Annotated in this window: 23 protein-coding genes; 15 read left to right on the forward strand and 8 right to left on the reverse strand. The window is 36.7% G+C overall.

Annotated features, from left to right (window positions below):
• Positions 1-65: 65 nt before the first annotated feature.
• Entirely contained in the window at positions 66-992 is a 927-nt protein-coding gene (gene rarD / locus M3225_RS19420) for an EamA family transporter RarD (protein WP_251396360.1), read from the forward strand.
• 91 nt (positions 993-1,083) lie between these two features.
• Here the strand turns inward: rarD and M3225_RS19425 are convergent, their stop codons facing one another.
• Positions 1,084-1,410, reverse strand: coding sequence for a MerR family transcriptional regulator (locus M3225_RS19425; protein WP_013082852.1), 327 nt, complete (start codon positions 1,408-1,410; stop codon positions 1,084-1,086).
• Positions 1,411-1,707: 297 nt separating this feature from the next.
• On the opposite strand from M3225_RS19425, the gene M3225_RS19430 reads away from it, so the two are divergent.
• A complete protein-coding gene (locus M3225_RS19430) occupies positions 1,708-1,866 on the forward strand; it encodes a hypothetical protein (protein ID WP_013056708.1) in 159 nt (52 codons plus the stop codon).
• Between the two features lie 31 nt (positions 1,867-1,897).
• Here M3225_RS19430 and M3225_RS19435 read toward each other — a convergent pair whose 3' ends face one another.
• Complete coding sequence (locus M3225_RS19435) at positions 1,898-2,818, reverse strand: CobW family GTP-binding protein (protein WP_251396362.1); 921 nt, start codon at positions 2,816-2,818, stop codon at positions 1,898-1,900.
• 250 nt (positions 2,819-3,068) lie between these two features.
• Between M3225_RS19435 and panE the strand changes: the two genes are divergently transcribed.
• Together panE and M3225_RS19445 are read left to right on the forward strand one after the other, a co-directional pair.
• Complete coding sequence (gene panE / locus M3225_RS19440; protein ID WP_251396363.1) at positions 3,069-3,998, forward strand: 2-dehydropantoate 2-reductase; 930 nt, start codon at positions 3,069-3,071, stop codon at positions 3,996-3,998.
• Positions 3,998-4,798, forward strand: coding sequence for a GIY-YIG nuclease family protein (locus M3225_RS19445; protein ID WP_251396364.1), 801 nt, complete (start codon positions 3,998-4,000; stop codon positions 4,796-4,798). The genes panE and M3225_RS19445 overlap by 1 nt, the downstream gene beginning before the upstream one ends.
• 50 nt (positions 4,799-4,848) lie before the next feature.
• Here M3225_RS19445 and M3225_RS19450 read toward each other — a convergent pair whose 3' ends face one another.
• Positions 4,849-5,160, reverse strand: a complete 312-nt coding sequence (locus M3225_RS19450; RefSeq protein ID WP_251396365.1) for a hypothetical protein — start codon at positions 5,158-5,160, stop codon at positions 4,849-4,851.
• A 242-nt stretch (positions 5,161-5,402) separates the two neighbouring features.
• Between M3225_RS19450 and M3225_RS19455 the strand changes: the two genes are divergently transcribed.
• From M3225_RS19455 to proC, 4 genes are read left to right on the forward strand one after another with little or no spacing between them, the layout of a single operon-like run.
• A complete protein-coding gene (locus tag M3225_RS19455; RefSeq protein WP_251396367.1) occupies positions 5,403-6,290 on the forward strand; it encodes a 5'-3' exonuclease in 888 nt (295 codons plus the stop codon).
• A gap of 46 nt (positions 6,291-6,336) precedes the next feature.
• Positions 6,337-6,684 (forward strand): YojF family protein, encoded by a 348-nt coding sequence (locus M3225_RS19460; RefSeq protein WP_251396369.1) that lies wholly within the window; start codon positions 6,337-6,339, stop codon positions 6,682-6,684.
• Positions 6,685-6,707: 23 nt separating this feature from the next.
• Positions 6,708-7,370, forward strand: coding sequence for a bacillithiol biosynthesis deacetylase BshB2 (bshB2, locus tag M3225_RS19465; protein WP_013056715.1), 663 nt, complete (start codon positions 6,708-6,710; stop codon positions 7,368-7,370).
• Between the two features lie 3 nt (positions 7,371-7,373).
• The gene (gene proC, locus M3225_RS19470; protein ID WP_251396370.1) at positions 7,374-8,177 is read left to right on the forward strand and encodes a pyrroline-5-carboxylate reductase; all 804 of its coding nucleotides are present in this window, start codon (positions 7,374-7,376) and stop codon (positions 8,175-8,177) included.
• Positions 8,178-8,341: 164 nt separating this feature from the next.
• On the opposite strand, the gene M3225_RS19475 is transcribed toward proC, so the two are convergent.
• Positions 8,342-8,740 carry a thiol-disulfide oxidoreductase DCC family protein gene (locus M3225_RS19475; protein WP_251396372.1) on the reverse strand — a complete coding sequence of 133 codons (399 nt, stop codon included), beginning with the start codon at positions 8,738-8,740 and terminating at the stop codon, positions 8,342-8,344.
• Positions 8,741-8,924: 184 nt separating this feature from the next.
• Between M3225_RS19475 and M3225_RS19480 the strand changes: the two genes are divergently transcribed.
• Positions 8,925-9,110: a hypothetical protein gene (locus M3225_RS19480; protein ID WP_251396374.1), complete on the forward strand. Its 186-nt coding sequence runs from the start codon at positions 8,925-8,927 to the stop codon at positions 9,108-9,110.
• Positions 9,111-9,149: 39 nt separating this feature from the next.
• Positions 9,150-9,608 (forward strand): anti-sigma factor, encoded by a 459-nt coding sequence (locus M3225_RS19485; protein ID WP_308215761.1) that lies wholly within the window; start codon positions 9,150-9,152, stop codon positions 9,606-9,608.
• A gap of 42 nt (positions 9,609-9,650) precedes the next feature.
• Here M3225_RS19485 and M3225_RS19490 read toward each other — a convergent pair whose 3' ends face one another.
• Positions 9,651-10,085: an Hsp20/alpha crystallin family protein gene (locus M3225_RS19490; RefSeq protein ID WP_251396378.1), complete on the reverse strand. Its 435-nt coding sequence runs from the start codon at positions 10,083-10,085 to the stop codon at positions 9,651-9,653.
• 229 nt (positions 10,086-10,314) lie between these two features.
• Here M3225_RS19490 and M3225_RS19495 point away from each other — a divergent pair, with 229 nt between their 5' ends.
• Both M3225_RS19495 and M3225_RS19500 read left to right on the forward strand, forming a co-directional pair.
• Positions 10,315-10,695, forward strand: coding sequence for a helix-turn-helix transcriptional regulator (locus M3225_RS19495; RefSeq protein ID WP_013056721.1), 381 nt, complete (start codon positions 10,315-10,317; stop codon positions 10,693-10,695).
• Between the two features lie 374 nt (positions 10,696-11,069).
• A complete protein-coding gene (locus M3225_RS19500) occupies positions 11,070-11,348 on the forward strand; it encodes an AbrB/MazE/SpoVT family DNA-binding domain-containing protein (RefSeq protein ID WP_025752053.1) in 279 nt (92 codons plus the stop codon).
• A gap of 86 nt (positions 11,349-11,434) precedes the next feature.
• Here the strand turns inward: M3225_RS19500 and M3225_RS19505 are convergent, their stop codons facing one another.
• The gene (locus M3225_RS19505; RefSeq protein WP_251396380.1) at positions 11,435-12,808 is read right to left on the reverse strand and encodes an MATE family efflux transporter; all 1,374 of its coding nucleotides are present in this window, start codon (positions 12,806-12,808) and stop codon (positions 11,435-11,437) included.
• A gap of 220 nt (positions 12,809-13,028) precedes the next feature.
• Here M3225_RS19505 and M3225_RS19510 point away from each other — a divergent pair, with 220 nt between their 5' ends.
• Positions 13,029-13,781 (forward strand): SDR family NAD(P)-dependent oxidoreductase, encoded by a 753-nt coding sequence (locus tag M3225_RS19510; protein ID WP_251396382.1) that lies wholly within the window; start codon positions 13,029-13,031, stop codon positions 13,779-13,781.
• A 31-nt stretch (positions 13,782-13,812) separates the two neighbouring features.
• Here M3225_RS19510 and M3225_RS19515 read toward each other — a convergent pair whose 3' ends face one another.
• Positions 13,813-15,309 carry a phytoene desaturase family protein gene (locus M3225_RS19515; RefSeq protein ID WP_308215762.1) on the reverse strand — a complete coding sequence of 499 codons (1,497 nt, stop codon included), beginning with the start codon at positions 15,307-15,309 and terminating at the stop codon, positions 13,813-13,815.
• A gap of 152 nt (positions 15,310-15,461) precedes the next feature.
• Here M3225_RS19515 and M3225_RS19520 point away from each other — a divergent pair, with 152 nt between their 5' ends.
• Positions 15,462-16,556, forward strand: coding sequence for a glycosyltransferase (locus tag M3225_RS19520; RefSeq protein WP_251396384.1), 1,095 nt, complete (start codon positions 15,462-15,464; stop codon positions 16,554-16,556).
• A gap of 4 nt (positions 16,557-16,560) precedes the next feature.
• A complete protein-coding gene (locus M3225_RS19525) occupies positions 16,561-17,019 on the forward strand; it encodes a glycosyl-4,4'-diaponeurosporenoate acyltransferase CrtO family protein (RefSeq protein WP_251396386.1) in 459 nt (152 codons plus the stop codon).
• Between the two features lie 2 nt (positions 17,020-17,021).
• On the opposite strand, the gene M3225_RS19530 is transcribed toward M3225_RS19525, so the two are convergent.
• The gene (locus M3225_RS19530) at positions 17,022-17,474 is read right to left on the reverse strand and encodes a hypothetical protein (RefSeq protein ID WP_013056728.1); all 453 of its coding nucleotides are present in this window, start codon (positions 17,472-17,474) and stop codon (positions 17,022-17,024) included.
• Positions 17,475-17,726: the final 252 nt, after the last annotated feature.

Genomic DNA, 17,726 nt, shown 5'->3' on the forward strand with positions numbered 1-17,726 from the left:
ATAAAAAAGTGGTAAATGCATCTATAATGATAAGAGACAGAGAGATAAAGAAAAGAGGTTGAGAAATGAATCAAGATTCTAAACGAGCAGGTATTGTTTATACAGCCAGCGCTTACGTCATGTGGGGGCTTTTTCCGCTTTACTGGAAGCTTCTTGGTGAGGTGAATGCGAACGAAATACTTGCTCATCGTGTTATATGGTCATTTGTTTTTATGCTTTTACTTTTGTTTTTGACAAAGCAAATGAGTTCTTTAAAGAAGACGCTCGGTTTATTATTTCGTAATACGAAACAAGCAGTCATTTTATTTGTGGCTTCCGTGCTGATCAGCATTAACTGGTTTGTTTACATTTGGGCGGTTAACCATAATCATATTATTGAAACAAGTCTAGGTTACTATATCAATCCGCTCGTTAGTATTTTGCTTGGTATAGTTGTTTTAAAAGAAAAGCTTAATTTTTGGCAAGGTGCGTCTGTTGGATTGGCTGCTATAGGTGTTATCGTTATGACAGTTACATACGGGCACATTCCGTGGGTATCATTAAGCTTAGCGTTTAGCTTTGGTTTGTACGGTCTTGTAAAAAAGACCATTCAATTAGAAGCAAAAGTAGGGTTAACGATTGAAACGATGATGGTCGCACCTATTGCAGTTATTTATTTTATTTTTCTTTTAGTCAAAGGATCTTCAAGTTTTTCGCTTCAGTCGCTTGATTTGAGCGCTCTTTTAATTGGAGGCGGCGTTGCTACAGCTATGCCACTATTGTATTTCGCTAAAGGGGCCCCGCTTATTCCACTATCGATGGTCGGTTTTTTACAGTATATTGCTCCTACCATGACGCTTTTATTAGGGGTGTTTGTGTATCACGAACCGTTTTCTAGCGTGGAGATGATTGCCTTTTTGTTCATTTGGGGCGGCTCGGTTATGTTCATTTTATCTAAAACTAAATTCATGAGTTCCCATCAGCCCAAATTCTTTAAAGGGCGTTCGGCTTAACAGACAAAAAAGCGGATATCTTTAGATATGCGCTTTTTTGTCTGCAGTAAAGAAATAAAAACGGAGACGGAAAAGTCACCGTATGTATACTTTATAACTTTCGCTTGAAATGAGCGTTCAACTGACCTTGAAGCATTTGATTTTTTACTTCTTTCATTTTCCTTGCTTCGTCTTTTTTAGCCAGTTCTGTTCGTATTTCACTTGTTTGGACTCCTTCTTCTATGCGATCAGCAATGTCCATTAATCGTTCGACATCTGAAAACGAATATTTTCGGATACCCGTATTGGTTCGATCTGGAAAGAGAAGGCTTCTTTTCTCATAGTAGCGAATTTGCCTTTCTGATAAACCGGTTAATTCTTTTACAATCCCAATAGACATGACTTTTTTATCTCGATATGAAGCTTCATTCGTAGACAATTTCCCTCACCCCTGAGTACGTAGTAGTATGTTATTATTATAAAGGAAAAAAATACAAAAATTTATAACATGTAATACATTCTAACATATATATGTTATATTTTTGAATTACTATGTGAGAAAAAGTGACATAAATAATGAAATAGGGAAAAGAGTCCTATAAACTAGTGATTAACTCGATCCCAAGTGGTTAACCATACAGGATAAAGCCTTGTGGTTAATCACTTGCTTTCAAAATGATGAATAGAAAATAAATGTGAGAATATACATAAATTCTAAAAGGGAAGGGCGTTTTACATGGCGGTGCAACAATTGAAAAAAGAAGAGATTATTGAGCTGGCAAAAGAAATTATTGAACTCGATTTGAAAAGAGATGAGAAATTTGAAGAATTGACAGAATTAGCCGGAAATCGTGCGTATGAAATTTTGCGCAGAGTACAAAATGCCTGTTTATAAGTAATAAAAAATCCCGCCTAGAGCGGGATTTTTAATTGGATTGCTGTTCAAGATTGAATAATTCTAGTTTCATCTTGACGTGATCGAGGTTTTCCCCTATAAAGACAAGAGTGGTGGGTAGCTTCATCATTTCTTTCATATATAGAGGCATGCCGTATGAATATTGAAACGAATACGTATCATTCGAATGAGTAAAGCGCATATAGCCTTTAATGCGATAAATGGTATCTGGCATTTGACGCAGCCAATTTTCAAATAATTCAAGATCCACTTTTTTTGTAAACTCATATACAAATGTTTTCAAATGAAGATGATCTTCAACATGAGCCTTATGATGCTGCTGTTTTTGAGACAGCTGAGCTTTTTGAATCACATCAAGCTTCACACGGGAAAATGTCGTTAATAATGTCATTGCACTAGCGTTAATTGATTGAATCTCAAAAAGCAGGGAAGACTTTTCCGACTCAGACAGCATGTCCGTTTTGTTTAATAAAATTACATCTGCATGCTTTACTTGTTCTTGAAGAAGTTTTTGAAGTTGAATGCTTAAGGAACCACGTTCTTTCCACCTTGTTGCATCGAGTGTGGTGACAATACTTTTAATTGTGACTTGATGCGCAAAAAGAGGAGACATACAGGCATCCAACACTTCAATCGGATGTGCAACTCCGGTTGTTTCTATATAGATAGCATCCAATGTGTTCTCCTGTAGAAGTGAATGAAGCTGAGTTTCAAATTGACCTTGAATAGTACAGCACACGCAGCCGTTTAGCAATTCTTTTAACGGCGTGTCTTCTTCTACTTCATTTGAGTCAATCGAAACTTGGCCAAGCTCATTCATCACAACAGCAATATTGCGATTACGATCTTTTTCTTGCTGAAGCAGCTGTTTAAGTAAAGTTGTTTTCCCACTGCCTAAAAATCCAGATAAAATGTAGATTTCTGTTTTCATTTCAGTCTCTCCTATGTAAATAACATTGTTTAAATCGAAACTTTTCCGATTATGGATTGGTAAATAGTATATCCAAGAGGGGACAAATGTCTGAGCGTAAGTTCTCATGCTTTTTTTATTCATTATAACAACTTTAAAAGCGCTATGGCTATCTTTTGTAAAAAACTCAAAATACAATGAAATAAGAATATTATAAAATTTCAAACTAGCTGTGCTACAATAAAAGAAAAAGAAAAGGGGAGCAAAAGTTATGCGAATATTAGTTTTGGGGGCAGGCGGCGTTGGAGGTTATTTTGGAGGCAGGCTTGTGGAAAAAGGAGAAGATGTTACTTTTCTTGTCAGAGAACGCAGAAAAAAAGAGCTGGAACAAAATGGACTTGTTATCAAGAGCGTACACGGTGACTTCACTTCACCTGTACAAGCTATTACAAAATCTGAGGTGAAAGAGCCTTATGATGTTATTTTGTTCACAACTAAGGCTTATCATCTTAAACAAGCAATTGAGGATGTGCGCCCTTTTGTAGGGACTCAGACAGTTATAGTACCTTTGTTAAACGGTATGGCTCACGTCGTTCCTTTGCAAGAAGCTTTTGGGGAAGAAAAAGTCATTGGGGGACTGTGCTTTATTGAAACAACTTTAAACAAAGATGGTGATGTCGTCCAGACGAGTCCTACTCACAGACTTGTATTTGGTGAATTTAAGCAGAAGGAAACAGAAAAATTACAACTGATTGAGCAAGCGTTCAGTGGTACAAAAGCTTCGTTTGTAAAAAGTTCATATATTGAACAGGATATGTGGCATAAGTATTTATTTATTACGGTTATGTCAGGCATGACCACTCTTATGCGCGCACCTGTTGGCCCAGTGTTAGCAGCAAAAGGCGGGCGTCAATTTGTACAGGAGCTTTTTAAAGAAGTTGAAAATATTATGATGGCATACGATGCACCATTAGCTGAAGGGATTATTGAACAGCATATGAATACGATGGACAAAATGACGTATGACATGAAGTCATCGATGCAGCGTGATATGGAAAAAAGTTCTCAAATTGAAGGAGACCACCTTCAAGGATATTTGCTGAAGTTAGCTGAAAAATCGGCTATACACGTACCGCTTCTTCAAACTGTGTATACGCATCTAAAAGTGTATGAAGAAATGTTAAAAGGTTATCAAAAATAATGACAACAAAAATTGATTTAGCAGTCATGCAGGTACTGCAAAAGCTGCTAAGTACAGCAGAAATGGGACAATTGCCTGCAGCTCCTGGCATTTATTTTTTCTTTGATGAACCCGGAAGGCTTTTGTATATCGGAACAACGACGGGCTCTCTATCAGAAAGAGTAAGAGCTCACGTTGCAGGAAAAGGCGTTAGCAACACAAAAAAATTCCACAAAGAAATTCATACTGTTGGATATATTGAAGTTCATGGATTAAAAAAAGAATTAGATATGCTGAGAACGATGCTTGTAAATGGTTATTTTCCAAAATATAATAAACAGGATGTAAAAAGAGAAAATGAATACGACATTTACACCGTTCACGGCAGAGTCCTCAGGGATACAGGAGTTGATAAGAAAAAAGTCTCCAAGCGAAAAACGGTGCTAAAGCCAACGTTAAAAGATATAGAGATTCGCCAAGAAAACAGCGATATTACATATGCACGAGTCGCAAATATGAATGCTGAAGATCGAGTGAAAAAATTGTGGTCTTGTCAAGAAGCAGGAGCGCAGCTACATCTTCCGGAGTCGAAAGTGTTAGCAATAAGTGACAGGCTCTTAAAAGAGCAGTATACATTTCAGCGAGACATGAAAAAGAATATGATGTTTACGATGCGGGATTTAGTTGTTATTCAAGTGTTGTTAAATTTAAATCCAACTCATGATTTGAAAAAGCGAGAAATAAAGGAAGCCATCAGTTTAGTGCGTAAATTTGGCATAGAAGAAGCTCTTCGCATCTCTGAAAAATTACTCAAAACGTAATAAAATCCATGATCACAATGATCATGGATTTTATCATTTATCATTCACACTTAAGCTAATTCGTCAATAACTTTTGGCAAGGCCATAATGGAAATAACGCAAAGTGAACTTACAACTTGATGCATTTCAAAAATGGCAATGATGAATAACATCAGTGATATATATAATTGAAGGCCTTTTAATCCCCACGGCTTGCGATCAAAAAAAAAGTCGCTAAGTACAAATACAAAGAAAATGAGCGAACTGAACAAAATAATCATGAATGTAGACATGGAACGATCATAAGCAATGATAAATAACAAAGCGAGCAGCGACAAAACAGATATAACTTTTAATGTTTTAATCATCGTGTTTTTATTCACTTTTTTCACCTTCATTTGTAGGATTGATCTTTCATCCTCATTTTATAGGATAGTCAAAAGTTCTAAAAGTCAAACGAATAAATCATAACAACAATTTAACATCTTTATACCACATTTACATTGAGAGAAAAAAATGGGGGGGTTTGAGCTCTGTGCACTTCATTGACGCGTGCAAAGAACAAGTGCTATAGTATGTTTGCTCTAAAAGCTAAAGGAGCAAAGTTTTCAAAGGACGTGACTATGTGAACGAAACACTATTAGTAATTGATGGATTTAATTTATTAAGCCGCTGTTATTTTGCTACTTCTTATGGCAGAGATGAAGCAGCGTTGACAAGAAACAGTAAGGGCCAATTTACGAATGCCCTGAGAGTAACGATTCAAAAAATGCATGCATTGATTCACCAATATGAGCCAAGTCATATTTTCGTCGCTTGGGATGTTAAGCGCGAGGATACAAAACGTAAAGATACATATGCACTATATAAGCAAACAAGAGCAGAGCTGCCTCAGCCGCTGATTCAGCAGTACGAAACCTTAAAGCAATTTTTTGACACAGTAGGCATTTATCAAATGTCATTGTCTTCTTATGAAGCAGATGATTTAATTGGAGCACTTGCAAGCAAGTGGAGTAAGGAAAAGCAAAGTCCAGGGTACATCTATAGCAACGACCGAGACTTGCTTCAGCTCCTAGATCAACATATTTCGCAAATTATTGCTAAAAAGCAGGTTGGCGATCTTGTCTATGGCTTTAAGCACTTTCAAGAAGAATATAATATTCATCCTCGTCAATGGGTGGACGTAAAAGCATTGCTCGGTGACAAATCTGATAATATTCCGGGCGTTCCAGGTGTAGGAGAAAAAGCCGCACTGCCTCTTATTCAACAATATGGCTCTATCCATGAAATTTATGCACAAATTGAACAATTAGATCCAGCTTTTAATCGTTACAAGAAAAAGCTGGCAGAAGGAAAAGAACTAGGTATGCTTAGTCGTGAACTCGCTGAGATTATTATAGACATTCAAGAAATCAGTATGTTAACTTGGGGAGAATTAACATTTATGTATGATTCTGAACAATGGAATAAAGAAATTCAAAGTCTAGAACTAAACATTAGGATTCGCTCATGATTTTTAGTACAATACAATTTATGAACATGAGAAAGGAGTAACAAGCGTGCAACCAATTCATAAAGAAACAGTCCAAAAAAAAATACAAACATTTTTAAATAAAAACGTATATGTACACCTTGAAACGACAAACGGTGCATATGCTTCACACGTAAATGAAAAAGTAATGACAGTTGGGGCTTTTATTCGCAATGGTAAAGTCACTATTTCAAGCGGAAAGATAACTGGAGAAGGTCCTTATCGTGTAGGTCTTCAAATTGATTTAGGATGGATTTATGCAGAGGGATTAACAGATTGGGAAATCGATGAAGAAGGCCGACTTCTTCTAGCTGGGCATGACTTTGAAGGTCGTTTAGCAGTTGCCCTTCAATTAAGTGAACAGCCGTTTTCATAACAGAAAAGAGAGGAGAATAGAACATGGAAGAAAGATTATTAATTGTATTTCCGCATCCTGACGATGAAGCATATGGAGCAGCAGGAATGATCACGCAAGCTAGACAAAAAGGAACGCCCGTTACATATGCGTGTGTTACGCTAGGTGAAATGGGACGCAATATGGGTAGACCGCTGTTTGCTAACCGTGAAACTCTACCTCAAATTCGAAAAAAAGAACTTTTAGATTTAGCGAACGTTTTGGATATTCAAGACTTGCGTATGCTAGGGCTTCGTGATAAAACGTTAGAATTTCTTGATATCGATGTCTTTGCAGATAAAATTGAAGAAATTATTAACGATGTAAAACCGACTCACATTTTAACGCATTACCCTGGCTTTGCGGTACACCCTGATCATAATGCTACGGGAGCAGCTACGATTCAAGCGGTAAAACGTATGCCAAAAGAAAAGCGTCCGGTTGTTTGGTGTCATGCGTTTTCAAAAGATCGCATTGAACATATTGGAGAACCAGATGTTATTTTTGATGTGACAGCGATGAAAGATAAAAAAATTGAAGCGTTAAAAGCGCATCGTTCTCAAACAGAAGGAATGATGAACGCAATCGACTTTGACCGCTTATCTGACTATCCGCAAATGGAACGTTTATTAACAAGAGAAGAATTCTGGACATATAACTGGGAGTAACAGATGAAAAAACAGCGAATTTTATTTATTGGAGCAGGACGAATGGCTGAAGCTGTAGCGGCTGGTTTGGTTACGAGCAGTGCTGACAGTATCGAGGCAGTGGTGATGTCAAATAACGGAGATATTGAGCGATTACAGCGAGTTGAAAAAACATATGGTGTACAAACGACGCAAAATTGGCGCCAAGAAGTTGACAATTCGGATGTTATTATTTTAGCGATGCCTCCCGAGGCCCACCCTTCCGTTCTCAAAGAACTTTCGACTCATTTAGATCAACAATTTGTTGTGACGTTAGCAGCAGGAATTGGTCCGAGTTACTTAGAAAATCATCTTCCGCAGGATACGCCTGCCGCTTGGATTATGCCAAATACAGCTGCTATGATTGGACAATCGATGTCTCTGTATACACTTGGAACTTCTGCCACAAAAGAGCATAAAGAAGTGCTTCAAATGATTTTAAAAAGAATTGGTGAAGCGCATGAGTGTTCAGAGAAAGAAGTACATGAGCTAACGGCTGTAACTGGCAGTGCACCGGCGTTTTTGTATTATTTTGCAGAATCGTTAATTGATGCAACTACTGCTTACGGTGTGGACAAAAAAACAGCCAAAGATTTAGTTATTCAAATGATGTATGGCTCTGTGCAAATGTTGCATGAAACCAAAGACCCTGCGTCTTTAAGAGAGCAAGTAACGACTCCGGGCGGCGCTACTGCCGAAGGGTTAAAAGTGATGAAAGAACAAGACTTTTCCTTAATAATTAAGCAGGCAATTGAAGCAACGAATAAAAAAGCAATGGGTGGAAGCTAAAAAAGCTGGTACAGCAATATGTTAGCTAAAGAAAAATTCGAACTATAATTCAGCATTCTTTCATTAGAATGTTGAATCAGTTCGGATTTTTTAATGAATAGACTTTCTTAATATAAAAGTATTCCTCTTCGGAACTGGTTTTTTTCTCTATGTGCAAAGCTTTTTTAGTCATCGACAAAACGCTTTTTCGTATCAGAAGTTGGGAGCATGCAGTGCTGTTGTTTGCCAAACCACTTATATCGGTTGCGAGCGATCCAGTCGTATACTATATCTCGAATAGGCGCAGGAATGATAATGAGTGCATATAAAAATTTAATAGGTCCATCTAAGCGCTTGGCGATTTTTAAAGCAGCCGTTGATTTTACATATCTTTGTTTTCCGTGGATATATACAATGCTGTCTAATTGCTCAGGAAGTAAGCCGTGAGAGGCTAGCTGCTGCTTTCCGAAATCTGATTGAAGAGAAGCGAAAGAAAACAAAGCTTGTTCATCATGTTTAATAATAAATTGAACACTGTTATTACATAAATTACATATGCCATCAAAAAGAATCAGATGTTTCATTGGACGATTTCGCTCCTATTCCATAAAAAAAGTATAATTACTTGTCAGTTTTGAAAAATAAAGGTACGTTTAAAAGATGTGAAAGTGATCCAAATTCAAAGATAATTCGATTATATAATAAGGACTCATTGATTACTATAATGATCAGTTGACTTCCCATGAGAAAAAAGAGTTTGAAATGCACTTGAAAAACTGTCAAAGCTGTCAAGAAGAACTAAGAGAACTGGAGGAAGTTCTTGGAGATCTAACGTATTTGACACCAGAACAATCTCTTCCGCCAGAAATGAAACAGCGAATACTTGCGAATGTATTCGAAGAAGATCAAGAGGAGACAAAGGTAGAACCAATAGCTTTAAAAAATGAAAAATAACATGCTACGTCTAAGAAATCAAATACAAAATCTATCATTATTGGATTAGCTGCGGCACTTCTTTTATCTGTAGCAGGAAACAGCTACTTTCTGTTGAAAGATGAAGACAAAGGCAAACAAGAACCAAATGTTTCGGTTGCTCCTCAAAATGAACCTCTTACATCTGAAAAAACAATGAAGCTGCAGGCAGAGCCGAACGTTTCTGGCGAAGCAACAGCATCTCTTACGAAAAAAGGTGGAAATTTAAATGTGGTCATTCAAGCGAACAACTTGAAAAACGTAAAGGAGAATGAAGTCTATCAGGTGTGGCTCATAAAAGGTGATAAGCCCCATCCGGCAGGTGCTTTTGTAACAGATAAAAATGGAAACGGGACAGTGGTCTATACGATGAGCCAAAAAGAACAGGCTGAAAAGTGGGATGTCATGGCGATTACTTTAGAACCGAATGCGAATAATAAGACGCCAAAAGGAAACACGGTGTTAAGATCAGCGCTCTAACAAAAACCCTTCTGCTAACAGAAGGGTTTTTGTTACGTGCAGTTAATCATCTTCAAATTGTATGGCAATCGTTTGATCATTTTCTATCTTATTCAGTCGAATTTCCAATAATCCATTTTTGTACTTAGCGCGAACTGGTTCGTCTGTGTAGTGAAAAGGAAGTTTGACCGTGCGAGAAAATACGCCTGTATGGCGTTCGTTCAGCTTTAACTTTTGTTTAGATGCTTCATAAGTATAAGGAACGTTCCCTTCAACTGTTAATATATTTGCGTCCAGCTTGATTTGAATGTCGTTAGTTGATTGTAGTCCAGGAACTTCAACGACGATAATGCCTTCTTTATCGGTTTCATATAAATCGACGTTTGGAAATCGCTTTGGCAAGATGTGATTTAAATCGCTCCAAAAGTGATTTCCAAGCATATCTTCTACCTTATGCTGAATTGAACCCCAATCAATTTCTTCATATTTTTTACTCAAAGGAATCCCTCCTTATATTCACGTAAATTCCTTCTATATATATGAAAAAAAGAAAATTCAATGCCTGCTTACAAAGAATGAGAAAAACGCGTAAATAAGTGAAAAAATGTGAGAAAAAAAAGAGATTTTGAGTGAAAAAGAAGGATTATGTAGAATAAAAAAAGTATAATTACGTATAGAGCTTTCTATTATTCTGAATGAAAGCAAGTATGTGAAGGAGGAAGTTGAGATGAGAGAAAAGCGTACATCCAGTGGTTTTCTATTAAAACAACGTGCTTTCTTAAAATTATATATGATTACGATGACGGAACAAGAGCGTCTGTATGGCCTTCGATTATTAGATGTGTTGAGAGATGAATTTCGACCTTTTGGATTCAAACCTAATCATTCTGAAGTATACAAAGCTCTTCATGACTTGATTGAAGACGGTGTCCTCAAACAGGTCAAGCGTAAAAAAGAAGGAATGAAGCTTCAGGAAGTGGTTTATTATACATTTACAAATGAGGGAGAAGAGAAAGCTAAATTATATAAAAAACAATTAAAAGTAGAGCTGGAGCGGTGTGAAGCAATGATTCAAAAAGCTATCCGTGACAACTTCGGGTCCAAATGAACGTGTCTTTAGTTAGAAAAGGCACGTTTTTTCTATAGCTGATTTTGTCGTCTTATGTCGGAAGAAAAGTTATAAAATGGGTACAAAGTAGTGTAAAAGATGGATATATAGTTATATTATGGATAAAATACACACTTTTAACATATATGGATAGATTCGATTTTAAAGATTATGCACTATTCATAAATAGTGTGCGAATTGATATGATACAAAGTGTATATAAATCTATTTAATGCGTTATTTGCCATATTTTAAGAACTTATAAACCGTTATCAGACCATCATTGAAGCATTTTGGTTTTAGCAACTCTGACGAATTTGACTAGATTTGTATCGAGAAGATATTATTTGTTTACTATGAAAGGAATGGATTTTATGAAGTCTACAGGAATTGTACGAAAAGTAGATGAATTGGGTCGCGTAGTAATTCCTATTGAATTGCGCCGTATCTTAAATATCAACACAGGTGATCCAGTAGAAATATATGTTGATGAAGATATTATTATTTTACAAAAGTATAGCCCGTATGGTGCTTGCTTAGTAACTGGGGAAATTACGCGTGAAAACTTAACATTTGGGAATGGAAATGTTGTGTTAAGTAAAAAAGGTGCGGAACAGCTTTTACAAGAGTTAGAGCGTACCTTAAATAAATAAGAAGCTTTAAGCCTTAGTATAAGGAAGAATATCAATCCAGCTTTACATCAAAAAAGAACGTTCTTTTGAGAACGTTCTTTTTTTGATTAAGCCGTTCGAGAAGATTTATTCTCCTCTAGCAACTGCTTTTTTTGTATTTTTATTAAACGATACGCAAGTCCTGTTGCTCCTGCAGCGAGCCCCGCAATTAGTCCAATCCAATAGCCAAACGCCTGCAAATCGGTGTATTTTGCTAAAATAATGCCTAAAGGTAGACCAATTACCCAATAAGATACCAAGGACATTAAAAAGGTAACATTTACATCCTTATATCCTCGCAAAGCGCCTTGAATAGGAGCTTGAAGAGCATCAGAAAGCTGAAAGAAAATTGCATAAATCAAAAAATGAGAAGTTAATGCAAGTACATCTGCATCTTTTGTATACAAAGAAGCTACAGATTCTCGAAGAGTAAATAAAAGACCTGCGCAAACAAAAGCCATGCCAACAGCGATAGTTACACCGATCCTGCTATAGCTTCGTGCATCTTGATGACGTTTAGCACCCGCTTCAAATCCCACAACAATCGTTAAAGCCATAGAAATACTCAGCGGAATCATATAGAGAAATGAGGCAAAATTAATAGCTGCTTGGTGAGAAGCGATTGTAATGGTATTATACGAGCTCATAAACAGCGTGACAGCTGAAAAAATACTTGTTTCAAAAAATACGGAAAAACCGATAGGTAAACCAATTTTTAATATTTCTTTCCAAGCAGAAAAAGATATACGGTGAAATCTTTTGAATAAATCGAAGCTAGAAAAAGGTTCTTTTTTATGAATAATCACAATGGATACAATGAGTATGCACCAATATGTAACGGCCGTTGCATAACCAGAGCCTACTCCACCCAAGTGAGGGAAGCCCAGCTTACCGAAGATTAATACATAGTTTAAAGCTACATTAATCGGAAGTGCTAAAATGGTGATAAGCATAGACGTACGAGTTTGCCCTAAAGCATCAATAAAGTTCCGTAAAACCGTATAAATAAAAAGCGGAATAATACCAAAAGATAAAGCAATTAAATACTGTTTGGCAATGCGCATCACGTTTGCTTCTAAATTCATCCCTTTTAAAATAGGACTAACAACAAAAAAGCCGATTAAAATAATAACGGCGGCCATTAAAATGGAGACGTAAAGTCCTTGAATGACGGAGAACGGAACTTTTTTCTTTTGATTAGCTCCGACAAGCTGTGCAACAATTGGCGTAATAGACATTAAAATCCCGCTTAGTCCTGTAAAAACAGGCACCCATAAGCTTGAACCAATTGCTACCCCTGCCAAGTCATCCGCACTAACTCTTCCTGACATCATCGTATCAAAAAAAGTCATTGAAAACATTCCAAATTGGGTGACCAATATCGGAAATAAAATAAAAATGAATTGTTTAACTTTTTGAGACGTTGAAAACGTTTGTTGCATTAAAAAACCCCCAATTTGAAAACATTTACACCAAAAAGCATTATATCACGCCACGGCTTGTTTTTGCTAAGAGTTCTGTCAATAAATTCAAAGAACGTATCCATAAACCAAAGCACTTTGAAAGGAGGAAAAAGGTAAACTAGTATATGATTTTAATTTTGAGACGCAGTGGGCTATGATAGAAAGTATAGTAGTTATCATTTAACGTGGAGGGATATGTGTGGATTTACAGTTGCAAAGTAAGAATGTACTCATTACCGGTGGATCAAAAGGAATTGGGAAAGCTATTGCTGCTTTGTTTATTCAAGAAGGAGCAAACGTTGGAATCGCTGCAAGAGGAGAGGAAGCATTACAGCATGCACAATCAGAATTAGGAAACGTACGTACATATACAGCAGACTTAACAAACGAAGCGGATAGAATTGCATTAATTGAGAAATTCATTAACGACTTCGGAAGCATTGATATTTTAATTAATAACGCTGGAGGAAGTAATGGAAGCACGGCAATGGAAACAGATTTATCTCTTTTTCAGGAAGCGATGGAGCTAAACTACTTTTCAGCCGTACATTTGAGTAAACTAGCAGCGGCGCATATGACAAAAGATGCGGCAATCATTAACGTTACGTCTATTTTCGGAAGGGAAAGTGGAGGAAAAGTCACGTACAATAATGCAAAAGCAGCACTTATCAGCTTCACGAAGTCTTTTGCAGATGAAATGATTTCTAAAGGAATTCGTGTAAATGGAGTTGCGCCGGGAAGCATTTTGCATGAGACGGGTAATTGGAAAAAGAGAATGGAGGAAAATCCGGACAAGATTAAGCAGTTTGTTGAAAATGAAATACCAGCGGGACGCTTTGGGGAGCCGGAAGAAGTGGCGAACGCTGTTGTTTTTTTAGCATCTTCCAGAGCTTCATGGATAGTAGGTGCGACGTTAAACGTAGACGGTGGACAGTCAAAAATGAACTTTTAAAAAAAGCGCAGGAATTTCCTGCACTTTTTCATTATCCAATATCTTTTTGAATACGCGGAAGATGAAAATCTTCATTAATAGCATCGGCTGTAAGCTGACCTGATAATGTGACCATTGGCACACCGCCTCCAGGATGTGTAGAGCCGCCTACAAAATAAAGGTTAGAGAGAAGCTGACTTCTTGCCGGAATTTTAAAACCTCCATTTTTCTTGCGGTCAGTTGCTACGCCATAAATGGACCCGCCATTAGCACCGTAAAGCTCCTGGATATCAGTAGGGGTAAACGTATATTCAAATTCAATGCTTGAACGTAATCCTTCTAATCCCATTGCCGCAAGTTTTTTCAATACGATATCACGGTAGCGGTCTTTTAATGCAGCCCAGTCGTCTCCTTCTTTTAAAGGAGGTACATGAGTAAGAACGAACAGGTTCTCTTTTCCTTCAGGAGCTTGCGTAGGGTCTGGTTTAGATGATACGCCAATATAAATTGTCGGATCCATTGCTACTTTACCTTTATTAAAGATTGTATCAAACTCTTCTTTCTGGTTTTTTGAGAAGAAGAAATTATGATGTTGAAGCTGCTTATACTGTTTGTTAACTCCTAATAAAAGAACAAGGCCAGAAACAGTAGGTTCAAATTTTGCAAACTGCGGAGTTTGCTTAGCTGCTTGCTCATGATTTTTTAATAAATATCGGTAAGTTGGAATTGCTTCTAAATTAGATACCACAATATCCGCTGATAGACTTTCGCCGTTTTCTAGTGTAATTCCAGTTGCTTTTGCTCCGCTTGTCGTAATTTCTTTTACTGGCGTATTTAGATGCACAGTGACGTCAAGTTCTTGAAGAAGCTTATCCATAGCTTCAGCAATTTTGTACATTCCGCCTTTTACGTAATAAATACCCAATCCTAGCTGAACGTGAGCAAGCTGTGTTAATACGGCCGGTGCATGATAAGGAGAAGAACTAATGTATATAATTAAAAAATTAAACAATTGACGCAAATGTTGATTTGAAAAATATTTGCGTGTAGTAGCGTCCATAGATCTCATTGGATCCATTTGAAGCAGTTCTTTTAACGTGTGCATCGTTCGTAAATCATGCAGTCCAGATAAACTTTTTTTATAAAAACTTTTTAAGTTCGATTCGTACATTTTATTTACATAAGATAAATAGTCAAAAAAACCTTCAATGTCTTCTGGAGCAAGCTCTTGAAGCTGCTGAAGCATGCTGGGAAGGTCGCTGGTCAAATCAATTTGTGTTCCATCTTGGAAAAAAGTTCTCCACTGAGGCTTAATTCGTTCTATTGTTAAGTAGTCGTGGATATTGCGGCCTGCACTTTCAAACAGCTGCTCTAGCACCCACGGCATTGTTAAAATAGAAGGACCCGTGTCGAAAGAAAATCCTTTGTCGCTGCGAATATTTAACTTACCGCCAATTCGCTCGCTTTTTTCAACGACTGTTACATCATATCCATCAGCTGAAAGACGAATAGCAGCTGACAGACCACCTAAACCTGCGCCTACAACAATTACTTTCTTTTTCGATTTTTTTCCTCCTTATAAAACAAAAGCGAGTTGTCGACAATGTGTATAAAATGACTTCACGAAAAATAAAAATAGGTCTACAACTTTTTATTTTGTCCAGTTCGCTAAATTTCATACGTGAAGGAAAGGAGAAAGGGATGTCTTTTTTACTGGTTGCTCTTGTCTTGACGGGTACGCTTGTTATCACTATCCCTACATTTAAACGTGTAAAAATAGTAAAAAATGATATGTCATGTTTGTCCATTATTATTCCCGCTAGAAATGAAGAAAGAAATCTTACCTTCTTATTGCAGTCACTCCAACTACAGAATGCTGTCTTTGAAGTGATTGTTGTAGATGACAACTCGACAGATAATACTGAGAGCGTAGCCAAAGCATTTGGCGTAAAAGTAATGCACCCGGGGGCACTTCCAGCTGGATGGCTAGGAAAGTCATGGGCATGCTGGAATGGAGCAAGAGAAGCAAAAGGCTCAGTGCTCTTGTTTTTAGATGCTGATATTACGGTAGAGAAAGACGGAATTGAAAAAATATTTTTCTATTATCAACAGCAAGGGGGTGTGTTGTCGGTTCATCCTTATCATCTTGTTAAGAGGCCTTATGAAATGTTTTCTGCTTTATTTCACTATGTTACGTTTGCATCGATTGGCGCTTTTCATCTCTTTAAAAATTGGAAAAGCCCTTCTGTCGGTTTCGGGCAGTGCTTGCTTTGCAGCACAGTCTTCTACTTTCAAAGCGGAGGCCACGAAGGGATAAAAAAAGAAGTGGTTGAAAATATGGAGCTGGTTGAGAAAATGAACAAACAAGGTGAATTTATTACATGTATGAGTGGACAAGGAGCTCTTTCCATGCGCATGTATCCAAATGGTATGAAGAACCTTATAAGAGGATGGAGCAAAAGTTTTGCTTCAGGTGCAGGGAAAACGGAAGCCATTTATTTATTTCTAGTAAGTTTATGGCTTACTAGCATGATTAATTATGTCCTTTTTTTACCTACCCTATGGAATCAACATGCAGGCTTGGCAATTAGCAGTTATGCTTGCTTTGTAGGTCTCTTATTTAATAGCTTAAGAAAAATAGGTTCGTTTACCTTTTTTTCTTTGTGCTTATTTCCTATTCATGTGCTGTTCTTTCTGGGTCTATTCGTATGGTCTTTCATCCAAACAACGGTGAGAAAGCAAGTTAAATGGAAAGAACGCAGCATATCTATAGAAGAAGAAAAAAGAAGAAAGTGATAAAATGACAGGTGCTCAGCTCTTAATTAATATCATGGCATGGTTTGTGCTTCACATGTTCATCGCCTACAGATGTACAAAAATTTCTACCTTTTATTTAAAAAAGAACCTTGTGCTGTTTAAGATTCAAAGCTGGGAAACAGTTGGAATATATAAGAAACTAGGGGTACACCGATGGAAAACGTGGCTTCCTGATGCAGGAAAGCTATTTAAACGAGGGTTTTACAAAAAGAAATGGGAGAGTAGAACGAAGGAATATGCACAGCTTTTTTTAATTGAAACAAATCGAGCAGAGTTAACTCACTGGATTAGCATACTTCCTTCTATTCTTTTTTTTATATGGAACTCTCCGTCTATAGGTGTTTGGATGGTTATTTATGCGATGGTTGCAAACGTACCGTTTATTTTGGTTCAACGGTATAATCGAATACGAATTCATCAAGTCGTTTTGAAACTCAAATGAAATTAATTAACGTGCCTTTGGCTCCGAGTAGGGGCCTCGGTTTTTATTTTTTTCTCCTTATTCGAAGACAATAATTTCTTGGATAAAAGAAAAAAAGAAGCAAAGGCGATATAAATACTAAAAAAGACTAAAAATCCCCATAAACCTGCTATGGCATCATCAAATTCCATATTACCTCGAGTGGTAATTCCTTGCTGAATTTCAATAGCAAAAACTAAGACAAGCATAACGGTGAGGGTATAGATAAAAGAAATAGCTGTAATACTAAATTTCCATTTTGACAATAATTTAAAAATCATATAAACGCTTAAAAACGTGAGCAGTCCAATAATACCAATAATCCAGAAGTGAAGTTCTTTATCTGAAAGAGAAAATCCTAGTAAATAAAAAATATAAATTAATCCGTCGTGTAATACATTAATAATATTTGTAATGAAAACAATACATTCTTTCATTTTTTCTCCTTTATAAAAATGTAAGACGTTTAAACTTTTAGGTATACAAGCATGCATAGCCCGTACTCATTCCAATTTTATATAAAAAATGCACTTTCTAGATCAGACGTTAAAAAGATCTGAAATTTCAAATAATATTTATAATTTATATTATAAACAAAAAGGTAAAAAAATAAAAATTTTCGATGCAAACTGACACATTTTTTTCATATTTAAAGAAAGAAATGACTCAAAATATGTGGTTTACTGTAG

This window comes from Priestia aryabhattai (genome assembly GCF_023715685.1).
In the GTDB taxonomy this organism is placed as follows: Bacteria; Bacillota; Bacilli; order Bacillales; family Bacillaceae_H; genus Priestia; species Priestia aryabhattai_B.